This is a genomic window from Streptomyces sp. CNB091, from assembly GCF_000377965.1.
In genome coordinates, this window is record NZ_KB898995.1 from 244,634 (window position 1) to 266,561 (window position 21,928).

The 21,928-nt window shown below is 71.1% G+C and carries 19 protein-coding genes; 14 read left to right on the plus strand and 5 right to left on the minus strand.

Features of this window, described 5'->3' with window-relative positions; genetic code table 11:
- Nucleotides 1-91: 91 nt before the first annotated feature.
- The 14 genes from D581_RS0112840 to D581_RS0112905 all read left to right on the plus strand — a co-directional run bounded on the left by D581_RS0112840 (nt 92) and on the right by D581_RS0112905 (nt 14,948).
- The gene (locus D581_RS0112840; RefSeq protein WP_018957622.1) at nt 92-703 is read left to right on the plus strand and encodes a papain-like cysteine protease family protein; all 612 of its coding nucleotides are present in this window, start codon (nt 92-94) and stop codon (nt 701-703) included.
- A gap of 4 nt (nt 704-707) precedes the next feature.
- Nucleotides 708-1,643 (plus strand): hypothetical protein, encoded by a 936-nt coding sequence (locus D581_RS0112845; protein WP_018957623.1) that lies wholly within the window; start codon nt 708-710, stop codon nt 1,641-1,643.
- Between the two features lie 131 nt (nt 1,644-1,774).
- The gene (gene uvrC / locus D581_RS0112850) at nt 1,775-3,961 is read left to right on the plus strand and encodes an excinuclease ABC subunit UvrC (protein WP_018957624.1); all 2,187 of its coding nucleotides are present in this window, start codon (nt 1,775-1,777) and stop codon (nt 3,959-3,961) included.
- On the plus strand, nt 3,958-4,941 hold the full coding sequence (gene rapZ, locus D581_RS0112855; protein ID WP_018957625.1) for an RNase adapter RapZ: 984 nt from the start codon (nt 3,958-3,960) through the stop codon (nt 4,939-4,941). The genes uvrC and rapZ overlap by 4 nt, the downstream gene beginning before the upstream one ends.
- Nucleotides 4,938-5,972 (plus strand): gluconeogenesis factor YvcK family protein, encoded by a 1,035-nt coding sequence (locus tag D581_RS0112860; protein WP_018957626.1) that lies wholly within the window; start codon nt 4,938-4,940, stop codon nt 5,970-5,972. Before rapZ ends, D581_RS0112860 begins: the two co-directional genes overlap by 4 nt.
- Entirely contained in the window at nt 5,963-6,952 is a 990-nt protein-coding gene (gene whiA, locus D581_RS0112865; protein WP_003969868.1) for a DNA-binding protein WhiA, read from the plus strand. The genes D581_RS0112860 and whiA overlap by 10 nt, the downstream gene beginning before the upstream one ends.
- A gap of 216 nt (nt 6,953-7,168) precedes the next feature.
- Nucleotides 7,169-8,179: a type I glyceraldehyde-3-phosphate dehydrogenase gene (gene gap / locus D581_RS0112870; protein WP_018957627.1), complete on the plus strand. Its 1,011-nt coding sequence runs from the start codon at nt 7,169-7,171 to the stop codon at nt 8,177-8,179.
- A gap of 113 nt (nt 8,180-8,292) precedes the next feature.
- Complete coding sequence (locus D581_RS0112875; RefSeq protein ID WP_018957628.1) at nt 8,293-9,504, plus strand: phosphoglycerate kinase; 1,212 nt, start codon at nt 8,293-8,295, stop codon at nt 9,502-9,504.
- 6 nt (nt 9,505-9,510) lie between these two features.
- Complete coding sequence (tpiA, locus tag D581_RS0112880) at nt 9,511-10,287, plus strand: triose-phosphate isomerase (protein WP_018957629.1); 777 nt, start codon at nt 9,511-9,513, stop codon at nt 10,285-10,287.
- Nucleotides 10,288-10,402: 115 nt separating this feature from the next.
- Entirely contained in the window at nt 10,403-10,639 is a 237-nt protein-coding gene (gene secG / locus D581_RS0112885; protein ID WP_003969872.1) for a preprotein translocase subunit SecG, read from the plus strand.
- 105 nt (nt 10,640-10,744) lie between these two features.
- The gene (locus D581_RS0112890; RefSeq protein ID WP_006123681.1) at nt 10,745-11,080 is read left to right on the plus strand and encodes an RNA polymerase-binding protein RbpA; all 336 of its coding nucleotides are present in this window, start codon (nt 10,745-10,747) and stop codon (nt 11,078-11,080) included.
- 181 nt (nt 11,081-11,261) lie between these two features.
- Nucleotides 11,262-12,920 (plus strand): glucose-6-phosphate isomerase, encoded by a 1,659-nt coding sequence (gene pgi / locus D581_RS0112895; RefSeq protein ID WP_018957631.1) that lies wholly within the window; start codon nt 11,262-11,264, stop codon nt 12,918-12,920.
- 4 nt (nt 12,921-12,924) lie between these two features.
- On the plus strand, nt 12,925-13,431 hold the full coding sequence (locus D581_RS0112900) for a PH domain-containing protein (RefSeq protein WP_026290467.1): 507 nt from the start codon (nt 12,925-12,927) through the stop codon (nt 13,429-13,431).
- Nucleotides 13,428-14,948, plus strand: coding sequence for a PH domain-containing protein (locus D581_RS0112905; protein WP_018957633.1), 1,521 nt, complete (start codon nt 13,428-13,430; stop codon nt 14,946-14,948). The genes D581_RS0112900 and D581_RS0112905 overlap by 4 nt, the downstream gene beginning before the upstream one ends.
- Nucleotides 14,949-15,071: 123 nt before the next feature.
- Here the strand turns inward: D581_RS0112905 and pgl are convergent, their stop codons facing one another.
- Genes pgl through tkt form a run of 5 tightly spaced genes read right to left on the minus strand, consistent with a single transcriptional unit; the run spans nt 15,072 to nt 21,666 of the window.
- Entirely contained in the window at nt 15,072-15,854 is a 783-nt protein-coding gene (pgl, locus tag D581_RS0112910) for a 6-phosphogluconolactonase (RefSeq protein ID WP_018957634.1), read from the minus strand.
- Nucleotides 15,851-16,891, minus strand: coding sequence for a glucose-6-phosphate dehydrogenase assembly protein OpcA (gene opcA / locus D581_RS0112915; protein WP_018957635.1), 1,041 nt, complete (start codon nt 16,889-16,891; stop codon nt 15,851-15,853). Before opcA ends, pgl begins: the two co-directional genes overlap by 4 nt.
- Entirely contained in the window at nt 16,888-18,420 is a 1,533-nt protein-coding gene (zwf, locus tag D581_RS0112920; RefSeq protein WP_018957636.1) for a glucose-6-phosphate dehydrogenase, read from the minus strand. The genes opcA and zwf overlap by 4 nt, the downstream gene beginning before the upstream one ends.
- Before the next feature lie 5 nt (nt 18,421-18,425).
- Nucleotides 18,426-19,544, minus strand: a complete 1,119-nt coding sequence (gene tal / locus D581_RS0112925; protein ID WP_018957637.1) for a transaldolase — start codon at nt 19,542-19,544, stop codon at nt 18,426-18,428.
- 34 nt (nt 19,545-19,578) lie between these two features.
- Nucleotides 19,579-21,666, minus strand: a complete 2,088-nt coding sequence (tkt, locus tag D581_RS0112930) for a transketolase (RefSeq protein WP_018957638.1) — start codon at nt 21,664-21,666, stop codon at nt 19,579-19,581.
- Nucleotides 21,667-21,928 lie beyond the last annotated feature (262 nt).

A 21,928-nucleotide genomic window follows, 5' to 3' on the forward strand; every position in this document is an offset into this window, starting at 1 on the left:
CGTGTTGACCTGCTCCGGACAACGCCGGATGCTCATCGTCAGCGTCCGGACGCGCTCCTCCGATCCCCACCCCCGCATTGGGAGGAACGCCATGCGCAACCGAAGAGTCAGGCCCGGAAGGTTCTCGTTCACCGCCCTCCTGGCCGCCGTCCTGCTCGCCGTCCCCGCGGGCACCGCCACCGCCGCCCAGTCCCCGGACGGGGCGGCGGGCTCCACCGTCGCCGCCGCCCAGCGGCTCGACATCACGATGCAGGCACAACAGCAGAGCAACTGGTGCTGGGCGGCCGGCGGCAACACCATCGCCACCTGGTTCGGCCGCAACTACTCGCAGAACCAGTTCTGCAACGCCGCCTTCAACCGCGGCCAGAACTCGCAGTGCCCCAACTCGCAGGCCACCCTCGGCAACGTCCAGACCGGACTGTCCTGGGCCGGGGTCAGGCCCGGCAGCTACGTAACCGGCTGGCTGCGCTACCCGACCGTACAGGCGGAGATATCCGCCCAGCGCCCCATCGAGACCCGCATCCAGTGGTCGTCCGGCGGCGGTCATATGCACGTCATCTACGGGTACGACGACGCCAACAGCTGGGTCTACTGGGGCGATCCGTGGCCCTCCAGCGACCGCTACAACTGGGCCTCGCACGCCTGGTACGTCAACAACAACGAGTTCTCCTGGACCCACTCGCTCTACCGGATCGGGGCGTGAGGTCATGAACTCCACCACCCGGCGCATCGCCGTCGCCACCGCCCTCACCGGCGCCGCCCTGTTCACCGCCGCCGCTCCCGCCCTCGCCGACGACGGCCGGGCGGCCCCGCCGAAACTGACCGCCGCCACCCTCGAAGCGGCCCACGAGGCGGCCACCGAACCCGCGACCCTGGACACCCTGTCCCGGTTCTTCGCCCGGGAGGGCGCGGTCAGCAGGGCGGCGAGCGCACCCAGGATCGAGGGGAGGACCGTTCCCGTCCGCACGCTCTCCGCCGCCTTCGTCGCCGGAAAGCCCGGGGCCGCCCCGAGCACCGTGGACTACCTGGCCAGCACCGCCGTCTCCTCCGACGGCCAGAAGGCCTCCCTGTGGACCGTCCCCGGGACGGACGGGGGCGGCCGGTGGCAGGTGGTGAACATCGCCACCGGCGACGACGAGGCCCGCTACACCGCACAGGGGGCCCGCGCGCTCCCCGGCGGCACCGTGTTCCGCGAACCGCAGATCGACGCCTGGTACGTCCACGACGGCTCCCGGGTGCTCCCGCTGGACGAGGACGCGAAGGCCGCCGTGGGCGCCCGCGGCACCGCGCTCAGCGCCTACCGGACCCGGGTCCAGGAGGCGTACGGCGACAAGCTGCCCGGCTCCGGATACGCCCGCTCCGGCAAGGCCGGCGGCTACGGGCCCGACGCGGCCACCGGCACCGGGGGAGCCCCGGCGGCCGCACCGGCCCCCGGCCCCGTCTCCGGCCCGGCCGTGGACCAGGCGCCGGACCCCGCCGGGAGCCCCGCGCTCGCCGGCACGGCGTCCGGTTCGCCGGACACGGCCCTGACCGCCGTGTCCACGACCGCCGGGGCCGGGGCGCTGCTCGCCCTGGCCCTCTGCGGGGCCGCCGCCGTACGCCGCCGCGGCCGTGCCGGGCGATCCCCGGCCACGGACGCCTGAGCGGCGGCTCCACCGGCCCACGGGCCCGCGCTCCGGGGTGCGAACACCCCACGGCACCCCGGAGCGCGGCACCGCCCCCGGCAACACCTGAGGACGACGCGCTGTCACTGCCCGCCAGTAGGGTGTGAGACATGGCAGACCCCTCCAGCTACCGCCCCAGGCCGGGACAGATCCCCGACTCCCCGGGGGTCTACAAATTCCGCGACGAGCACCGCCGGGTGATCTACGTCGGGAAGGCCAAGAACCTGCGCCAACGCGTGGCCAACTACTTCCAGGACCTGGCGGGCCTCCATCCGCGTACGCGCACGATGGTCACCACCGCCGCCTCCGTCGAGTGGACGGTCGTCTCCACCGAGGTCGAGGCGCTCCAGCTGGAGTATTCCTGGATCAAGGAGTTCGACCCCCGGTTCAACGTCAAGTACCGGGACGACAAGAGCTACCCCTACCTCGCGGTCACGCTCAACGAGGAGTTCCCCCGCGTCCAGGTCATGCGCGGCGCCAAGAAGAAGGGCGTGCGCTACTTCGGTCCGTACGGCCACGCCTGGGCGATCCGCGAGACGGTCGACCTGATGCTCCGCGTCTTCCCCGTCCGCACCTGCTCCGCCGGGGTCTTCAAGAACGCCGCGCGCACCGGCCGCCCCTGCCTGCTGGGGTACATCGGCAAGTGCTCGGCCCCCTGCGTCGGCCGGGTCACCCCCGAGGAACACCAGGAGCTCGCCGAGGACTTCTGCGACTTCATGGCCGGCCGCACGGGCACGTACATCCGGCGCCTGGAGAAGGACATGACGCAGGCGGCCGAGGAGATGGAGTACGAGCGGGCGGCCCGCCTCCGCGACGACGCAGAGGCCCTCAAGCGGGCCATGGAGAAGAGCGCCGTCGTCCTCGCCGACGCCACCGACGCCGACCTGATCGCCGTCGCCGAGGACGAGCTGGAGGCCGCCCTCCAGATCTTCCACGTGCGCGGCGGCCGGGTGCGCGGCCAGCGCGGCTGGGTCACCGACAAGGTCGAGGCGGTCGACACCTCCGGCCTCGTCGAGCACGCCCTCCAGCAGCTGTACGGGGAGGAGCGCGGCGACGCCGTCCCCAAGGAGGTCCTGGTCCCCGCCCTGCCCGAGGACGCCGAAGCGGTCTCTCAGTGGCTCGCCGAGCGCCGGGGCTCCCAGGTCAGTCTGCGCATCCCGCAGCGCGGCGACAAGAAGGACCTCATGGTCACCGTCCAGCGCAACGCCCAGCAGGCGCTCGGGCTGCACAAGACCAAGCGCGCCTCCGACCTGACCACCCGCTCCCGCGCCCTGGAGGAGATCGCCGAGGCGCTGGGCCTGGACACCGCGCCGCTGCGCATCGAGTGCTACGACATCTCCCATCTCCAGGGCGACGACGTGGTGGCCTCCATGGTCGTCTTCGAGGACGGCCTCGCCCGCAAGAGCGAGTACCGCCGCTTCCAGATCAAGGGTTTCGAGGGCCAGGACGACGTCCGCTCGATGCACGAGGTGATCGGCCGGCGCTTCAAGCGCTACCTCCAGGACAAGGAACGCACGGGGGAGTGGGTGGAGGCGCCGGAGGCCGCCCCCGGCACCACCGGCCCCGTTCCCGGGGCCCCCGGCGCTGGCCCCGGCACCACCGTCCCCGCCCCCGGCGCCACCGTCCCCGCCCCCGGCGCCACCGTCCCCGTTCCCGGGGCCTCCGCCCCCGGCGCCGGCCCCGCTCCGGTCCCCGCCGCCACCGGCCCCGTCCCCGCCCCGGACCTCACCGCCGCCTCCCCGGACGACGAGCCCGAGCCCCGGGAGGACGACGGCCGACCCAAGCGGTTCGCCTACCCGCCGCAGCTCGTCGTCGTCGACGGCGGGCAGCCCCAGGTGGCCGCCGCCAAGCGTGCCCTGGACGAGCTGGGCATCGACGACATCGCGGTCTGCGGCCTCGCCAAGCGCCTGGAAGAGGTCTGGCTCCCCGACGACGACGACCCCGTCGTCCTGCCCCGCTCCAGCGAAGGCCTCTACCTCCTCCAGCGCATCCGGGACGAGGCCCACCGCTTCGCCATCACCTACCAGCGCGCCAAACGCGCCAAACGCATCCGCAGCAGCCCCCTCGACGACGTGACCGGCCTCGGTGAGACCCGCAAGCAGGCCCTCATCAAGCATTTCGGCTCGGTGAAGAAGCTCAGGCAAGCGACAATCGACGAAATCTGCGAGGTTCCCGGGATAGGGCGAAGGACGGCGGAATCGGTGGCCGCCGCCCTCGCCTCGACCACTCCCGCGGCACCTGCCGTGAACACGGCCACAGGAGAGATCATCGAAGAGGACGACGGGGGCAGCTCATGACCGAGAACAGCCACGAGACCACACAGAACGCCACGGACACCGACACCGACATCGCCGCCGACCGAGCAGACGGAGCAGCAGACGTGAGTACGAACACCCCGAACGAGACGGGTGAGGCGGCCATCCCCGAGCTGGTGATCATCTCCGGGATGTCGGGTGCCGGCCGCAGCACCGCCGCCAAGTGTCTGGAGGACCTCGGCTGGTTCGTCGTCGACAACCTGCCGCCCGCGCTGATCCCCACCATGGTGGAGCTCGGCGCCCGCTCGCAGGGCAACGTGGCCCGGATCGCCGTCGTCGTCGACGTACGCGGCCGGCGCTTCTTCGACAACCTCCGCGAATCGCTCGCGGACCTGGAGGCCAAGCACGTCACCCGGCGGATCGTCTTCTTGGAGTCCTCCGACGACGCCCTCGTGCGCCGCTTCGAGTCCGTCCGCCGCCCGCACCCCCTCCAGGGCGACGGCCGCATCGTCGACGGCATCGCGGCCGAGCGTGACCTGCTGCGCGAGCTGCGCGGCGACGCCGACCTGGTCATCGACACCTCCAGCCTCAACGTGCACGAGCTGCGGGCCAAGATGGACGCCCAGTTCGCGGGCGAGTCGGAGCCGGAGCTGCGCGCCACGGTGATGTCCTTCGGCTACAAGTACGGCCTGCCCGTCGACGCCGACCTGGTCGTCGACTGCCGCTTCCTGCCCAACCCGCACTGGGTCCCCGAGCTGCGCCCCTTCACCGGCGTCAACGAGGAGGTGTCCGACTACGTCTTCGACCAGCCGGGCGCCAAGGAGTTCCTCAACCAGTACACCGAGCTGCTCCAGCTGATCGCCGCCGGCTACCGCCGCGAGGGCAAGCGGTACGTGACCATCGCCGTCGGCTGCACCGGCGGCAAGCACCGCTCCGTCGCCATGTCGGAGAAGCTCTCGGCCCGCCTCGCCGCCGAAGGCGTCGAGACCGTCCTCGTCCACCGCGACATGGGGCGAGAGTGACCGGACGCAATCTGCGGATGCGACGCCTGAGCCGCGCCACCTCGGCGCTCTCCGGCCGCAAACGCGGTGCTCAGCCCAAGGTCGTCGCGCTCGGCGGCGGCATGGGTCTCTCGGCGTCCCTGGCGGCGCTGCGCCGGATCACCGGCGATCTCACGGCCGTGGTCACCGTCGCCGACGACGGCGGCTCCAGCGGCCGGCTGCGCGAGGAGCTGGGCGTGCTGCCCCCCGGCGACCTCCGCAAGGCGCTCGCCGCGCTGTGCGGCGACGACGACTGGGGCCGCACCTGGTCCCAGGTCATCCAGCACCGCTTCGAGTCCAAGGGCGACCTCCACGAGCACGCGGTCGGCAATCTGCTGATCGTGGCCCTCTGGGAGCAGCTCGGCGACCACGTACAGGCACTCGACCTGGTCGGCAAGCTGCTCGGCGCGCACGGGCGGGTGCTGCCGATGTCGGCCGTCCCGCTGGAGCTCCAGGCGCTGGTCAAGGGCCACGACCCCGACCTGCCCGACGCGATCGTCACCGTGCGCGGCCAGGCCACGGTGGCGCTCACCCCCGGCGAGGTGCAGTCCGTGCACGTGGTGCCGCCCGACCCGCCGGCCGTCCCGGAAGCCGTGGAGGCGGTCCTGGACGCCGACTGGGTGGTGCTCGGTCCCGGCTCCTGGTTCTCCTCCGTGATCCCGCACCTGCTCGTGCCGGAACTGCTCGACGCGCTGGTCACCACGAAGGCCCGCAAGGTCCTCTCGCTGAACCTCGCGCCCCAGCCCGGTGAAACAGAAGGCTTCTCACCGCAGCGTCATTTGGAGGTTTTGGGGCGACACGCCCCTAAACTCGCCTTGGACGTGGTGCTGGCCGATGAGGCCGCCGTGCCCGACCGTGAGTCACTCGCCGATGCCGCACTACGGCTCGGAGCCGCGGTCGAGCTGGCGCCGGTGGCATCGCCCGACGGCGTTCCGGTCCATGATCAGGAGCTGTTGGCCGCCGCGTACGACCGTATTTTTCGGATGCATGGAAGGATCGGCCCATGGCGATGACGCCAGCGGTGAAGAACGAAATCTCTCATCTTCCCGTCACCCGGACCTGCTGCAGGAAAGCAGAGGTCTCGGCGATTCTTCGGTTCGCGGGCGGCCTGCACCTGGTGAGCGGGCGGATTGTGATCGAGGCGGAGCTGGACACCGGCAACGCCGCCCGCCGCCTCAAGCGCGACATCCTGGAGATCTTCGGGCACAGCTCGGAGCTGATCGTGATGGCACCCGGGGGACTGCGCCGCGGCTCGCGCTTCGTCGTACGGGTGGTGGCGGGCGGCGACCAGCTGGCCCGCCAGACCGGTCTGGTGGACGGCCGCGGCCGTCCGATCCGCGGGCTGCCCCCGCAGGTGGTCTCGGGGGCCACCTGCGACGCCGAGGCGGCCTGGCGCGGAGCCTTCCTCGCCCACGGCTCGCTCACCGAGCCCGGCCGCTCCTCCTCGCTGGAGGTCACCTGCCCGGGGCCGGAGGCGGCCCTCGCCCTGGTCGGGGCGGCGCGCCGGCTCTCCATCGCGGCCAAGGCCCGCGAGGTGCGCGGCGTGGACCGCGTGGTCGTCCGCGACGGCGACGCGATCGGCGCCCTGCTGACCCGGCTCGGCGCGCACGACGCGGTGCTCGCCTGGGAGGAGCGCCGGATGCGGCGCGAGGTCCGCGCCACGGCCAACCGGCTCGCCAACTTCGACGACGCGAACCTGCGCCGCTCGGCCCGCGCCGCGGTCGCCGCCGGAGCCCGGGTGGGGCGCGCGCTGGAGATCCTCGGCGAGGAGGTCCCCGAGCACCTGGCCGCCGCGGGACGGCTCCGCATGGAGCACAAGCAGGCCTCCCTGGAGGAGCTGGGCGCGCTCGCCGACCCGCCGCTGACCAAGGACGCGGTCGCCGGCCGGATCCGCCGGCTGCTGGCGATGGCCGACAAGCGGGCCCAGGATCTGGGCATCCCGGGGACCGAGTCGACCCTCAGCGAGGAGCTCGCCGACGGCCTGGTCGGCTGACTGGGCGACGGGCAGGGGGCGTTGGCCCCGGCGGGCGAAACGGAGGTCCGTACTCCTACTGGCGAGTACGGATCTCCGGTCGTATCCGGTGGCGTGCGGAGGCCCTCTCGATGTCACCCCCGGGCCCTCGGAGAGGTAGGGTCGGAAGCGGTCGGGGACATCCCTATACAACTCGCCGGCGTCGAAAACCGGCGTACCTAACGAGGAGATCGGTTCGTGACGATCCGCGTAGGCATCAACGGCTTCGGCCGCATCGGCCGCAACTACTTCCGCGCTCTGCTGGAGCAGGGTGCGGACATCGAGATCGTGGCTGTCAACGACCTGGGTGACACTGCGACCACGGCTCACCTGCTGAAGTACGACACCATTCTGGGTCGTCTCAAGGCAGAGGTCAGCCACACCGCCGACACCATCACCGTCGATGGTCACACCATCAAGGTGCTCTCCGAGCGCAACCCGGCCGACATCCCCTGGGGTGAGCTGGGTGTCGACATCGTCATCGAGTCGACCGGCATCTTCACCAAGAAGGCCGACGCCGAGAAGCACATCGCGGGCGGCGCCAAGAAGGTCCTCATCTCGGCTCCGGCCAAGGACGAGGACATCACCATCGTGATGGGCGTCAACCAGGACCAGTACGACGCGGCCAACCACCACGTCATCTCCAACGCCTCCTGCACCACCAACTGTGTGGCGCCGATGGCCAAGGTTCTCGACGAGAACTTCGGCATCGTCAAGGGCCTGATGACGACGGTCCACGCGTACACCAACGACCAGCGGATCCTGGACTTCCCGCACTCGGACCTGCGTCGCGCCCGCGCCGCCGCCGAGAACATCATCCCCACCACCACCGGCGCCGCCAAGGCGACCGCCCTGGTCCTCCCGCAGCTCAAGGGCAAGCTCGACGGCATCGCGATGCGCGTCCCGGTCCCGACCGGCTCCGCCACCGACCTGGTCGTCACCCTCCAGCGCGAGGTCACCAAGGACGAGGTCAACGCCGCGTTCAAGAAGGCCTCCGACGACGGCGCCCTCAAGGGCTTCCTGACGTACACCGAGGACCCGATCGTCTCCTCGGACATCGTCGGCGACCCGTCGTCCTGCACCTTCGACTCCTCCCTGACCATGGTCCAGGAGGGCAGCACGGTGAAGATCCTCGGCTGGTACGACAACGAGTGGGGCTACTCCAACCGCCTCGTCGACCTCACGGTCTTCGTCGGCGAGCAGCTCTGATCCTCGGGTCGGCAGGCACATCGATGTGAGCGAAGGGGCTCGACCGGCGCAAAGAAGCGCGGGTCGAGCCCCTTAGCATGCTCATCGGTCCTTCCAAGGAGTAAACGGAACAGATGAAGACGATCGACGAACTTCTCGCCGAAGGGGTCGCGGGCAAGCGGGTATTCGTCCGTGCCGACCTCAACGTGCCGCTGGACGGCACCACGATCACCGACGACGGCCGTATCCGCGCCGTCGTCCCGACGATCGCCAAGCTCGCCGAGGCCGGCGCGCGCGTCGTCGTCGCCTCGCACCTCGGTCGCCCCAAGGGCGCCCCGGACTCCGCCTTCTCGCTGGCGCCCGCCGCCACACGCCTGGGCGAACTCCTCGGAGCCGAGGTCGCCTTCGCCACCGACACGGTCGGCGAGTCGGCCCGCGCCGCGGTCGCCGGCCTCGCCGACGGCCAGGTCGCGGTCGTCGAGAACCTCCGCTTCAACGCCGGCGAGACGGCCAAGGACGACGCCGAGCGCGGCGCCTTCGCCGATCAGCTGGCCGAGCTCGCGGACCTCTACGTGGGCGACGGCTTCGGCGCCGTGCACCGCAAGCACGCCTCGGTCTTCGACCTCCCGGCCCGGCTCCCGCACTACGCGGGCTACCTCATCGCCACCGAGGTCGGCGTCCTGAAGAAGCTCACCACCGACGTCAAGCGGCCGTACGCGGTCGTCCTAGGCGGCGCCAAGGTCTCCGACAAGCTCGGCGTGATCGACCACCTGCTGGAGCGGGCCGACCGCATCCTCATCGGCGGCGGCATGGCGTACACCTTCCTCAAGGCCCAGGGCCACGAGGTCGGCAGCTCGCTGCTCCAGGAGGACCAGATCCCGGCCGTCCAGGAGTACCTGCGGCGGGCCGAGGAGAAGGGCGTGGAGTTCGTCCTCCCCGTCGACGTCGTGGTCGCCCCGTCCTTCCCGGACCTGAAGACCAAGGCCCCGGCCCACCCCACCACCGTCGCCGCCGACGCCATGCCGGCCGGCCAGATGGGGCTGGACAACGGACCGGAGACCAACAAGCTCTACGCATCGAAGCTCGCCGACGCGGCCACCGTCTTCTGGAACGGCCCGATGGGCGTCTTCGAACACCCCGACTTCGCCGACGGCACCCGCGCGGTCGCCCAGGCGCTCGTCGACTCGTCGGCCTTCAGCGTCGTCGGCGGTGGCGACTCCGCCGCGGCCGTTCGCATCCTGGGCTTCGACGAGAATGCTTTCGGACATATTTCGACCGGTGGCGGCGCGAGTCTCGAATACCTCGAGGGCAAGACGCTTCCCGGCCTCGCCGCACTGGAGGACTGACCTTTCATGACCACCCGCACCCCGCTGATGGCGGGCAACTGGAAGATGAACCTCAACCACCTTGAGGCCATCGCCCACGTCCAGAAGCTCTCCTTCGCCCTGGCCGACAAGGACTACGAGGCCGTCGAGGTCGCCGTCCTGCCCCCCTTCACCGACCTGCGCTCGGTGCAGACCCTGGTGGACGGCGACAAGCTGAAGATCAAGTACGGCGCCCAGGACATCTCGGCGCACGACTCCGGCGCGTACACCGGTGAGATCTCGGGCCCCATGCTCGCCAAACTGCGCTGCACGTACGTGGCCGTCGGCCACAGCGAGCGCCGCCAGTACCACGGCGAGAGTGACGAGATCTGCAACGCCAAGGTGAAGGCCGCCTACAAGCACGGTCTGACCCCGATCCTCTGCGTCGGCGAGGGCCTGGACATCCGCAAGGCCGGTGACCAGGTCTCCTACACGCTCGCGCAGCTCGACGGCGCCCTGAAGGACATCCCCGCCGAGCAGGCCGGGACCATCGTGATCGCCTACGAGCCGGTCTGGGCCATCGGCACCGGCGAGGTCGCCACCCCCGAGGACGCCCAGGAGGTCTGCGGCGCGATCCGTGGCCGGCTGGCCGAGCTGTACTCCCAGGAGCTGGCCGACGCCGTCCGCATCCAGTACGGCGGCTCGGTGAAGTCCGGCAACGTCGCGGCCATCATGGCGCAGCCCGACGTGGACGGCGCCCTCATCGGCGGCGCCGCGCTGGACGCCGACGAGTTCGTCAAGATCGTCCGCTTCAGCGACCAGTGAGTATGCGGTAGCGCGGATCCGTCGTACCCTTGCGGGGGCCGGAGGGGCCAACACCCTTCGGCCCCCGGTGCACGTACACGCAGTAGTCAAGAATTCCGGAAAGTAGGGACCAGCCGTGGTTTTGGCGTTCCAGATCGCTCTGATCGTCTTCAGCCTGCTGCTGATGCTGCTGGTGCTCATGCACAAGGGCAAGGGCGGCGGCCTCTCCGACATGTTCGGTGGCGGAATGCAGTCCTCCGTCGGCGGCTCCTCGGTCGCCGAGCGCAACCTCGACCGGATCACCGTCGTGGTCGGTCTGGCCTGGTTCGCGTGCGTCGTGGTACTCGGTCTGCTCGTCAAGCTGGACAGCTGACCCGTCGTCCGCGCATACCGGTGACGGTGTGACTCCTTCCACTGGACGCGCGTTGGGCCTTACGTAGACTGGGGCATCGCTCGACTCACGCAGGGAGTTACGACCGTGGCAAGTGGCAACGCGATCCGGGGAAGCCGGGTCGGAGCGGGGCCGATGGGGGAGGCCGAGCGGGGCGAGTCCGCGCCGCGCGCCCGCATCTCCTTCTGGTGCTCGAACGGGCACGAGACGCAGCCGAGCTTCGCCCATGACGCACAGGTGCCGGACACCTGGGACTGCCCGCGCTGCGGCTTCCCGGCCGGCCAGGACAAGGACAGCCCGCCCGACCCGCCCCGCACCGAGCCGTACAAGACGCATCTGGCGTACGTACGCGAGCGGCGGAGCGACGAGGACGGCGAGGCGATCCTCGCCGAGGCGCTGGCCAAGCTCCGCGGCGAGATCTGAGGCTCCCTCCGACGCGGCTCCACGGAACCCCAGTCGTTCACCGGCCGGACACCCACGGGTGTCCGGCCGTAGCGCGTTCCCGCGCCACCGCCCTCCTCCACGCCGCAGCCCTCCTCGATCAATTAGGTTGGAGGGGCAGCGGGGATGCTGAGTGACGAGAAGAAGTGGGCTGATATCCGGGATGAACGCAGCAAGCCGAACCAAGCTCAACCAGACGCCCGAGTGGACGGCTCTCGCGAAGCACCGTGAGGAGCTCGGCGCACCCCAGCTGCGCGAGCTGTTCGCGCGGCAGCCGGACCGCGGCACCGCCTACACCCTCCGGGTCGGCGACCTCCACCTCGACTACTCCAAGCACCTGGTCGCCGACGGGACACTGCGCCTGCTGCGCGAACTCGCCGCCGCCACCGGGGTCGCGGAGCTGCGGGACGCGATGTTCCGCGGCGAGAAGATCAACACCACCGAGGACCGGGCGGTCCTGCACACCGCGCTCCGCGCCCCCCGCGACGCGGTGATCGAGGTCGACGGGGAGAATGTCGTACCCGCCGTGCACGCCGTCCTGGACAAGATGGCCGGCTTCGCCGAGAAGGTCCGGTCGGGGCAGTGGACCGGTCACACCGGCAAGCCCGTCAAGAACATCGTCAACATCGGGATCGGCGGCTCCGACCTCGGCCCCGCCATGGCGTACGAGGTGCTGCGCTCCTTCACGGACCGCGCGCTCACCCTCCGCTTCGTCTCCAACGTCGACGGCGCCGATCTGCACGAGGCCGTCCGCGACCTCGACCCGGCCGAGACGTTGTTCGTCATCGCCTCGAAGACGTTCACGACGATCGAGACCATCACCAACGCCACCTCCGCCCGGGACTGGCTGCTGACCGAGCTGAAGGCCGGTCAGGACGCCGTCGCCCAGCACTTCGTGGCCCTGTCGACCAATGCCGAGAAGGTCGAGGAGTTCGGCATCGACACGGCCAACATGTTCGAGTTCTGGGACTGGGTCGGCGGCCGCTACAGCTACGACTCGGCGATCGGCCTCTCGCTGATGGTCGCCATCGGACCGGACCGCTTCCGCGAGATGCTCGACGGCTTCCACCTCGTCGACGAGCACTTCCGCACCGCCCCCGCGGAGGAGAACGCCCCGCTCCTCCTCGGCCTCCTCGGCGTCTGGTACGGCAACTTCTTCGACGCCCAGTCGCACGCGGTGCTGCCGTACAGCCACTACCTGTCCAAGTTCACCGCATACCTCCAGCAGCTCGACATGGAGTCCAACGGCAAGTCCGTCGACCGCGACGGCAACCCCGTGGACTGGCAGACCGGACCGGTCGTCTGGGGCACGCCCGGCACCAACGGGCAGCACGCGTACTACCAGTTGATCCACCAGGGCACCAAGCTGATCCCGGCGGACTTCATCGGCTTCGCCGCCCCGGTCCACGACCTGCTGCCCGGCCTCATCGCCCAGCACGATCTGCTGATGGCCAACTTCTTCGCCCAGACCCAGGCCCTCGCCTTCGGCAAGACAACGGAAGAGGTCCGGGCGGAAGGGGTGCCCGAGGAGCTGGTCCCGCACAAGACGTTCCGGGGCAACCACCCCACGACGACGATCCTCGCCGACAAGCTGACCCCCTCGGTCCTCGGCCAGCTCATCGCGCTGTACGAGCACAAGGTCTTCGTCCAGGGCGCCATCTGGAACATCGACTCCTTCGACCAGTGGGGCGTCGAGCTCGGCAAGGTCCTCGCCAAGAAGATCGAACCGCTGCTCACCGGTGACGGGGGAGCGGACTCCGGGGAGCTGGACAGCTCCACCGCCGCCCTGGTCGACGCCTACCGCACGCTGCGCGGGCGCTGACCCGATGCCACCGGGGGAAGGAACGGCGGTAGTGCTGCGGCCGCCGCGCAACACGCTGGACGAGCGTGCCGTCGGCTGGTGGCGGGCCCAGTGGCTGCTGCTGACGGCGGTGCCCGTCCTGCCGCTCGCGGTCCTGGGCGCGCTGATCGAGCCGGCCCGCTTCTGGCTGCTGCTGCCCGCCGCGGTTCTGGCCGCGGCGGGCACGGCGGCCGCCGTCCTCTTCCCCCTGTGGTGGTTCCGTACGCACCGCTGGGAGATCACCGAGGACGCGGTGTACGTCCGCACCGGGTTCTTCTGGCAGGAGTGGCGGATCGCCCCGATGTCCCGCATCCAGACCGTCGACACCGTACGGGGCCCACTGGAGCAGCTCTTCCGGATCGCCACCGTCACCGTCACCACCGCCTCCGCCAAGGGCGCGGTACGGATCGCGGGCCTGGACCACGAGGTCGCCGCCGACCTCGCCCGGCAGCTCACCCGCATCACCCGCGACACCCCCGGCGACGCCACATGAGCACCGCCGCCCCGCCCGCCGACTGGCGCCGCCTCGACCCCCGTACGGTCCTGGTCACCGCCCTCGTCGTGGCGGGGGTCGTCGCGGGCGCCGCCATCCCCGTCACGCTCGGGCTCACCCGGTGGTTCAGCCTCTCGGCCGCCGTGCTCCAGGTGCTCGCCGGCGCGGTCCTGATCATCGGGGCCGCGGCGGGCGCCGACCGGGTCCGCTGGCACCGCACGCGCTACCGCATCGGTGAGGAGCACGTCGACCTCCACACCGGCCTCCTGATCGTCAAGCGCCGCTCCCTGGCCCGCGGCCGCGTCCGCACGGTCGACCTCACCGCCAACCTGCTGCTCCGCCTCCTCGGCCTGGTCACCGTCAGGATCGGCACCGGCGAACAGGGCTCCGAATCCACCCTCGAACTGGACCCGGTCACCCGCGCCGAGGGCGAACGGCTGCGCCGCCTCCTCCTGGAGCGCGCCGCCACCGCACCGTCCGGCGGCGTCCACCGCGAAGGGGAACTGGCCGTCCTGGACCCCCGCTGGATCCGCTACGCACCGGTCTCCTTCGTGGCCCCCATGCTCGGTGGGGCGGCCGCCGGGGCCGTCATGCAGGTCAGCGACTGGGTCGGAGCCCAGGGCGACGTCATCGAGTGGGTCGGGGACCTCTTCCGCTATACCCCGCTGCTCTGGATGATCGTCCTCCTGGTCCTCGCCGCCCTGGTCGCCGGCGTCGTCGGGGCGCTCGGCCTCTGGATCGAGATGTGGTGGAACTACCGGCTGGAGCGCGAGCCGGGCGGCACGCTGCGGGTGAGGCGCGGGCTGTTCACCTCCCGGTCCATCTCCGTCGAGGAGGCCCGGCTGCGCGGGGTCGACCTGGTCGAGCCGCTGGGCGTACGGCTGCTCGGCGCGGCCCGGCTGGACGCCATCACCACCGGCCTGGCCAAGGACAACGAGGCCAAGAACGCCGACCACGGCACCCTGCTCCCGACCGTGCCACGGACCCGGGCCGACACCGTCGCCGCCGACGTGCTGCGCGAGGCGGTCACCCCGACCGGCGCGGCGCTCACCCCGCACCCGCGCGCCGCCCGGGGCCGCCGACTGCGCTGGTCGCTCGCCGCGGTCCTCGGCCCGGTCCTGATCCTGACCGTCCTCGGGGCGCTGCTCACGCCCGTGCTGCTGTGGATCGCGCTCGGCTGCACGGTGGTTCTCGCACCCGTGGCGGTGGCGCTCGCCCTGGACGCCTACCGGGGCCTCGGGCACGGGCTCTCCGGGCGCTACCTGGTCACCCGCTCCGGCACGGTCCGCCGCTCCACCGCCGCTCTGGAGCGAGCCGGGGTGATCGGCTGGACGGTCAAGCAGTCGGTCTTCCAGCGGCGGGCCGGGCTGGTGAGCATCACGGCCACCACCGCCGCCGGCGGGGGTGCCTACACGGTGTACGACGCAGACGCGGTCGAGGGCCTGGGCTTCGCCGCCGAGGCGGTCCCGGGGCTGCTGGAGCCGTTCCTGGAGCGCGCCGGGAACAGCGGACCGTGACGGACGGCACGGGAGTCCCCCTGCGTGGGTGAGGATCTGCGCCGCTCCTCGATCGGCGTGTTTTCCAGTCGAAGGCCCGGACCGCTCGGTAGAAGCGGTCCGGGCCTTCGGGGCGTACAACGCTCAGGCGGAGGCCTGCGGATACAGCGCGCGCGGCAGCCGCGAGGCCGCCGCGGCGTCCAGCAGCCACAGCGTGCGACCGCGCCCGTACGCCCCGGCCGCCGGGGCCTGGATCTCCCCGGCCCCGGACAGCGCGATGGCCGCCGCCTCGGCCTTGTCCTCGCCCGCCGCCAGCAGCCACACCTCGCGCGCCGCGCGGATCGCCGGCAGCGTGAGCGAGACGCGGACCGGAGGCGGCTTGGGGGCCCCGCGCACACCGACGACGGTGCGCTCGGTCTCCCGTACCGCGGGCAGCTCGGGGAAGAGCGAGGCCACATGCGTGTCCGGGCCCACGCCCAGCATCAGCACGTCGAACGTGGGCACCGCCCCCTGGTCCTCGGGACCCGAGGCGGCGGCCAGTTCGGCGGCGTAACCGGCTGCCGCCGCGTCCGCGTCGTCGCCGTACGGGCCGTCGGACGCGGGCATCGCGTGCACCCGGGCCGGGTCCAGTGGCACCGCGTCGAGCAGCGCCTCGCGGGCCTGGGTGACATTGCGCTCCGGGTCGCCCTCGGGCAGGAACCGCTCGTCGCCCCACCACAGGTCCAGGCGCGCCCAGTCGATCGCGTCCCGGGCGGGCGCGGCGGCGAGCGCGGCCAGCAGGCCGTTGCCGTTGCGCCCGCCGGTCAGCACCACCGAGGCGTGGCCCCGGGAGGCCTGGGCGTCCACGATCTTCGTGATCAGCCGGGCCGCCGCGGCCTGCGCCATCAGCTCCTTGTCGCGGTGCACGACCAGTTGGGGAGGCGTCACTTCGACGCCGCCTTCTTGGCCGGGGCCTTCTTCGCGGCGGGGGCCTTGGCCTCGGTGGCCTTGTCCGCCTTCTCCTCGGCGCTCCCGACCGGCGCGGCCTTGACCTCGCCGCCCGCGTGCAGCCGGTCGACGCCGAACTTCACCGCGGAGGCGTAGGTGTTGTCCGGGTCGAGCCGCCGCAGCTCCTCGGCCAGCAGCTCGGCGGTGTCGCGCCGCTTGAGCGCCACCCCGCGGTCCGGCTGGTTGTGCATGGAGAGCGTGGCCAGCGTGCCGTCGGCGCGGTCGAGGACGATGACGCCGGTCTTCGTCTCCATCCGGACCGCCGTGAGGCCGGGGCCCTCGGAGACCATGCGCTCCACCGGGACGCCGAGCCGGTCCGCGAGCCACATGGCGAGCAGCTCGCAGCTCGGGTTGTCGCTCTCGCCCTCGACGGTCGCGCCGATCACCTCGGCGGGCTGCTGGTCCAGCGACGCGGCCAGCATGGAGCGCCAGGGAGTGATCCGCGTCCACGCCAGGTCGGTGTCGCCCGGGTTGTACGTCGCCGCCCGTACCGCCAGTGCCTCGATGGGGCGCTCGGCCGAGTAGGTATCGGTGATCCGGCGCTGCGCGAGAGCCCCGAGCGGGTCCTTCGCCGGGTCGGAGGGCGCGCCCTCGGGCCACCACACCACGACCGGGGCGTCCGGCAGCAGCAGCGGAAGGACCACCGACTGGGCGTGGTTGGCCAGTTCGCCGTGCAGGCGCAGGACGACGGTCTCGCCGGTGCCCGCGTCGGAGCCGACCCGGATCTCGGCGTCGAGCCGGGCGTCCCGGCGGGCCCGCGGCGAGCGGCTGACCCGCTTGATCACCGCGATGATCCGCGAGGGGTGCTCGCGGGAGGCGTCGCCGGCCGACTTGAGCGCGTCGTACGCGTTCTCCTCGTCGGTGACGATGACCAGCGTGAGCACCATGCCGATGGCCGGGGTGCCGATGGCCCGGCGGGCCGACACCAGCTCCTGGTTGATCTTGCTGGACGTGGTTTCCGTGAGATCGATCTTCATGGCCGCCTCCAGCTCCGTCCGTCGCGTGCGAGCATCTCGTCCGCCTCGGCCGGGCCCCAGGTGCCGGCCGCGTACTTCGCGGGCTTGCCGTGCTTGTCCCAGTACTCCTCGATCGGATCGAGGATGTTCCAGGACAGCTCGACCTCCTGGTGGCGCGGGAAGAGGTTCGCGTCGCCGAGCAGGACGTCCAGGAGGAGCCGCTCGTACGCCTCCGGGCTGGACTCCGTGAACGACTCGCCGTACGCGAAGTCCATCGTGACGTCCCGGACCTCCATCGAGGTGCCGGGCACCTTGGAGCCGAAGCGCACGGTGACGCCCTCGTCCGGCTGGACCCGGATGACCAGGGCGTTGCCGCCCAGCTCCTCCGTGGCGCCGGACTCGAAGGGCAGGTAGGGCGCGCGCTTGAAGACGACCGCGATCTCCGTGACCCGGCGGCCGAGCCGCTTTCCGGTGCGGAGGTAGAACGGCACGCCCGCCCAGCGGCGGTTGTTGATCGTCAGCTTGATCGCCGCGTAGGTGTCGGTCGTCGACTTGGGGTCGATGCCCTCCTCCTCGCAGTAGCCGAGGACCTCCTGGCCGCCCTGCCACGCGTGCTCGTACTGGGCGCGCACGGTGTGCTTGCCGAGGTCGTCGGGCAGCTCGACGGCGGTGAGCACCTTGAGCTTCTCGGCGACCAGGGCCTTCGGGTGGAAGGAGCCGGGCTCCTCCATCGCGGTCAGCGCCAGCAGCTGGAGCAGGTGGTTCTGGATGACGTCACGGGCGGCGCCGATGCCGTCGTAGTAGCCCGCCCGGCCGCCGATGCCGATGTCCTCGGCCATCGTGATCTGTACGTGGTCGACGTAGGACCGGTTCCAGATCGGCTCCCACATCGTGTTGGCGAACCGCAGCGCCAGGATGTTCTGGACCGTCTCCTTGCCCAGATAGTGGTCGATCCGGAAGACCTCGTTGGGCGGGAAGACGTCGTGCACGAGCTGGTTGAGCTCCTGCGCGCTGGCCAGGTCGTGGCCGAACGGCTTCTCGATGACGGCGCGCCGCCAGGAGCCCTCGCTCTGGTCGGCCAGGCCGTGCTTCTTCAGCTGCTGGACGACCTTGGGGAAGAACTTCGGCGGCACGGAGAGGTAGAAGGCGAAGTTGCCGCCCGTCCCCTGCGCCTTGTCGAGCTCCTGAATGGTCGACTTCAGCGTCTCGAACGCCTCGTCGTCGTCGAAGTTGCCCTGGACGAAACGCATCCCCTGGATGAGCTGCTGCCAGACCTCCTCGCGGAACGGCGTACGGGCGTGCTCCTTGACGGCGTCGTGGACGACCTGGGCGAAGTCCTCGTCCTCCCAGTCGCGGCGCGCGAAACCGATGAGCGAGAAGCCCGGCGGCAGCAGGCCGCGATTGGCCAGGTCGTAGACGGCGGGCATCAGCTTTTTACGGGACAAATCGCCCGTGACGCCAAAGATGACCAGGCCCGACGGCCCCGCGATACGCGGGAGCCGTCGGTCCTGTGCGTCACGGAGCGGGTTGGCTCCGGGAACAGCAGACAAAGTGGTCAGCCCTCCGAGGGGGCGAGGCGCGAAAGCTCCGCCTCGGTCGACTTGAGCAGGTCGTTCCAGGACGCCTCGAACTTCTCGACGCCCTCGTCCTCCAGCACCTGTACGACCTCGTCGTACGAGACGCCGAGCTTCTTGATCGCGTCGAGGTCGGCGCGCGCCCGGTCGTAGCCGCCGGCGACGGTGTTGCCGGTGATCTCGCCGTGGTCGGCCACCGCCTCCAGCGTCGCCTCCGGCATGGTGTTCACCGTGTTCGGCGCCACCAGGTCGTCGACGTACAGCGTGTCCTTCAGCGACGGGTCCTTGACGCCGGTCGAGGCCCACAGCGGACGCTGCTTGTTGGCCTGCGCCTTGTCCAGGGGGGCCCAGCGGTCGGAGGAGAAGACCTCCTCGTACGCCTCGTAGGCCAGACGGGCGTTGGCCAGGGCGGACTTGCCCTTGGCCGCCTTCGCCTCGTCCGAGCCGATGGCGTCCAGCCGCTTGTCGATCTCGGTGTCCACCCGCGACACGAAGAACGAGGCCACCGAGTGGATCTTGGAGAGGTCCAGGCCCGCGGCCTTCGCCTTCTCCAGGCCCGCCAGGTAGGCGTCCATGACCGCGCGGTAGCGCTCCAGCGAGAAGATCAGCGTCACGTTGACGCTGATGCCCCGGCCGATCGTCTCGGTGATCGCCGGCAGGCCCGCCTTGGTCGCCGGGATCTTGATGAGCGTGTTCGGCCGGTCGACCAGCCACGCCAGCTGCTTGGCCTCGGCGACGGTGGCCGTGGTGTGGTGCGCCAGGCGCGGGTCGACCTCGATGGAGACCCGGCCGTCCTGGCCGCCGGTGGCGTCGAAGACCGGGCGCAGGATGTCGGCGGCGTCGCGGACGTCCGCCGTCGTGATCATGCGGAGGGCTTCCTCGACGGTGACCTTGCGGGCGGCGAGGTCGGTGAGCTGCTGCTCGTAACCGTCGCCCGAGGAGATCGCCTTCTGGAAGATCGACGGGTTGGTGGTGACGCCGACGACATGGCTCTGGTCGATCAGCTCGGCCAGGTTGCCGGATGTGATCCGCTTGCGCGACAGGTCGTCGAGCCAGATCGCCACGCCCTCGTCGGAGAGGCGCTTGAGTGCGTCTGTCATGAGTTGCATCTCCTACTAGTCGTATCTACCGGCGTCAGCGCGTGGCGGCGGCGAGAGATTCCCGCGCGGCGGAAGCCACGTTGTCGGCGGTGAAGCCGAACTCCTGGAACAGCACCTTCGCGTCGGCCGAGGCCCCGAAGTGCTCCAGCGAGATGATCCGGCCCGCGTCGCCCACGTACCGGTACCAGGTCAGGCCGATGCCCGCCTCGACGGCGACCCGCGCCTTCACCGACGGCGGCAGCACGCTCTCCTTGTAACCCTGGTCCTGCTCCTCGAACCACTCGACCGACGGCATCGATACCACCCGGGTCGGCACACCGTCCGCCTGGAGCTGCTCGCGCGCCTCGACGGCGACGTGGACCTCGGAACCGGTCGCGATGAGCAGCACCTGCGGCTCGCCGCCTTCCGCCTCGAAGAGGACGTAGCCGCCCTTGGCGGCGTTCTCGTTCGCCTCGTACGTCGGCACGCCCTGCCGGGTCAGCGCCAGACCGTGCGGGGCGCCCTCGCCGAACACCTTGGTGTAGCGGCGCAGGATCTCGCGCCAGGCGATGGCGGTCTCGTTGGCGTCCGCCGGGCGCACGACGTTCAGGCCCGGGATGGCGCGCAGCGCGGCGAGGTGCTCGACCGGCTGGTGGGTGGGGCCGTCCTCGCCGAGGCCGATCGAGTCGTGCGTCCACACGTACGTCACCGGCAGGTGCATCAGCGCGGACAGCCGCACCGCGTTGCGCATGTAGTCGGAGAACACCAGGAAGGTGCCGCCGTAGATCCGGGTGTTGCCGTGCAGCGCGATGCCGTTCATGGCGGCGGCCATGGCGTGCTCGCGGATGCCGAAGTGGATCGTGCGGCCGTACGGGTCGGCCTCCGGCAGCGGGTTGCCCGCCGGGAGGAACGACGACGTCTTGTCGATCGTGGTGTTGTTCGAGCCCGCGAGGTCGGCGGAGCCGCCCCACAGCTCGGGCACGATCTCGCCGAGCGCCTGGAGCACCTTGCCGGAGGCGGCACGGGTGGCCAGGCCCTTGCCGGGTTCGAAGACGGGGAGCTTCTCCTCCCAGCCCTCGGGCAGCTCGCCCGCGGCGATCCGGTCGAAGGAGGCGGCGCGCTCCGGGTTGGCCGTGCGCCACGCGGCGAACGACTTGTCCCACTCCGCGCGGGCCTCACGGCCGCGGTCCAGCGCCTCGCGGGTGTGGCCCATGACCTCGCCTGCGACCTCGAAGGTCTGCTCCGGGTCGAACCCGAGGACCCGCTTGGTCGCCGCGATCTCGTCGTCGCCGAGCGCCGAGCCGTGCGCGGCCTCGGTGTTCTGGGCGTTCGGGGCGGGCCAGGCGATGATCGAGCGGGCCGCGATGAACGAGGGGCGCTCGGTCTCGGCCTTGGCCGCCTGGAGCGCCGCGTACAGACCCGCCGGGTCCAGGTCCCCGCTGGGGAGCTGGTCGACACGCTGGACGTGCCAGCCGTACGCCTCGTACCGCTTGATGGTGTCCTCGGAGACCGCGGTCTCCGTGTCGCCCTCGATGGAGATGTGGTTGTCGTCCCAGAGCAGGACCAGGTTGCCCAGCTTCTGGTGCCCGGCCAGCGAGGACGCCTCGGCCGAGATGCCCTCCTGGAGGCAGCCGTCACCCGCGACGACCCACACCATGTGGTCGAACGGGGAGGCGCCGGGGGCCGCCTCGGGGTCGAAGAGGCCGCGCTCGTAGCGGGCGGCCATCGCCATGCCCACCGCGTTGGCGACACCCTGGCCCAGCGGCCCGGTCGTCGTCTCGACACCGGTGGTGTGGCCGTACTCCGGGTGGCCCGGGGTCTTGGAGCCCCAGGTGCGGAAGGCCTTGAGGTCGTCCAGCTCCAGGCCGTACCCGGCCAGGTAGAGCTGGATGTAGAGCGTCAGGCTGGAGTGGCCGGCGGAGAGGACGAACCGGTCGCGGCCGGTCCACTCGGCGTCCGCGGGGTCGTGCCGCATCACCTTCTGGAAGAGGGTGTACGCGGCGGGAGCGAGGCTCATCGCCGTGCCCGGGTGGCCGTTTCCGACTTTCTGTACGGCGTCCGCGGCGAGAACGCGGGCGGTGTCCACGGCCCGCTGGTCCAAATCGGTCCACTGAAGGTCTGTGGTGGTCGGCTTGATGCTCACCCTGAGTCAGGGCTCCTCTCCACTGTGGTAGGCCGGTGACTTGTTACCGCACCGGGCGCTGTCGAGCCTACCCCCGTTGACACGCACACTTTCCGAGTACTTTCCAGGGTGTGGGCGACCCGTGGAGTTCGCCTCCCGGCGGAACGCGCATACCGGTGAACAGTCACCCCCAACACGACCCCACCCCCGCGAAGGGCGGCGTATCCGCAACGTTTAGAGTGAACGGGTTCGCGCAAGTCTTCACCGGGCCTCTCCGCCCGGA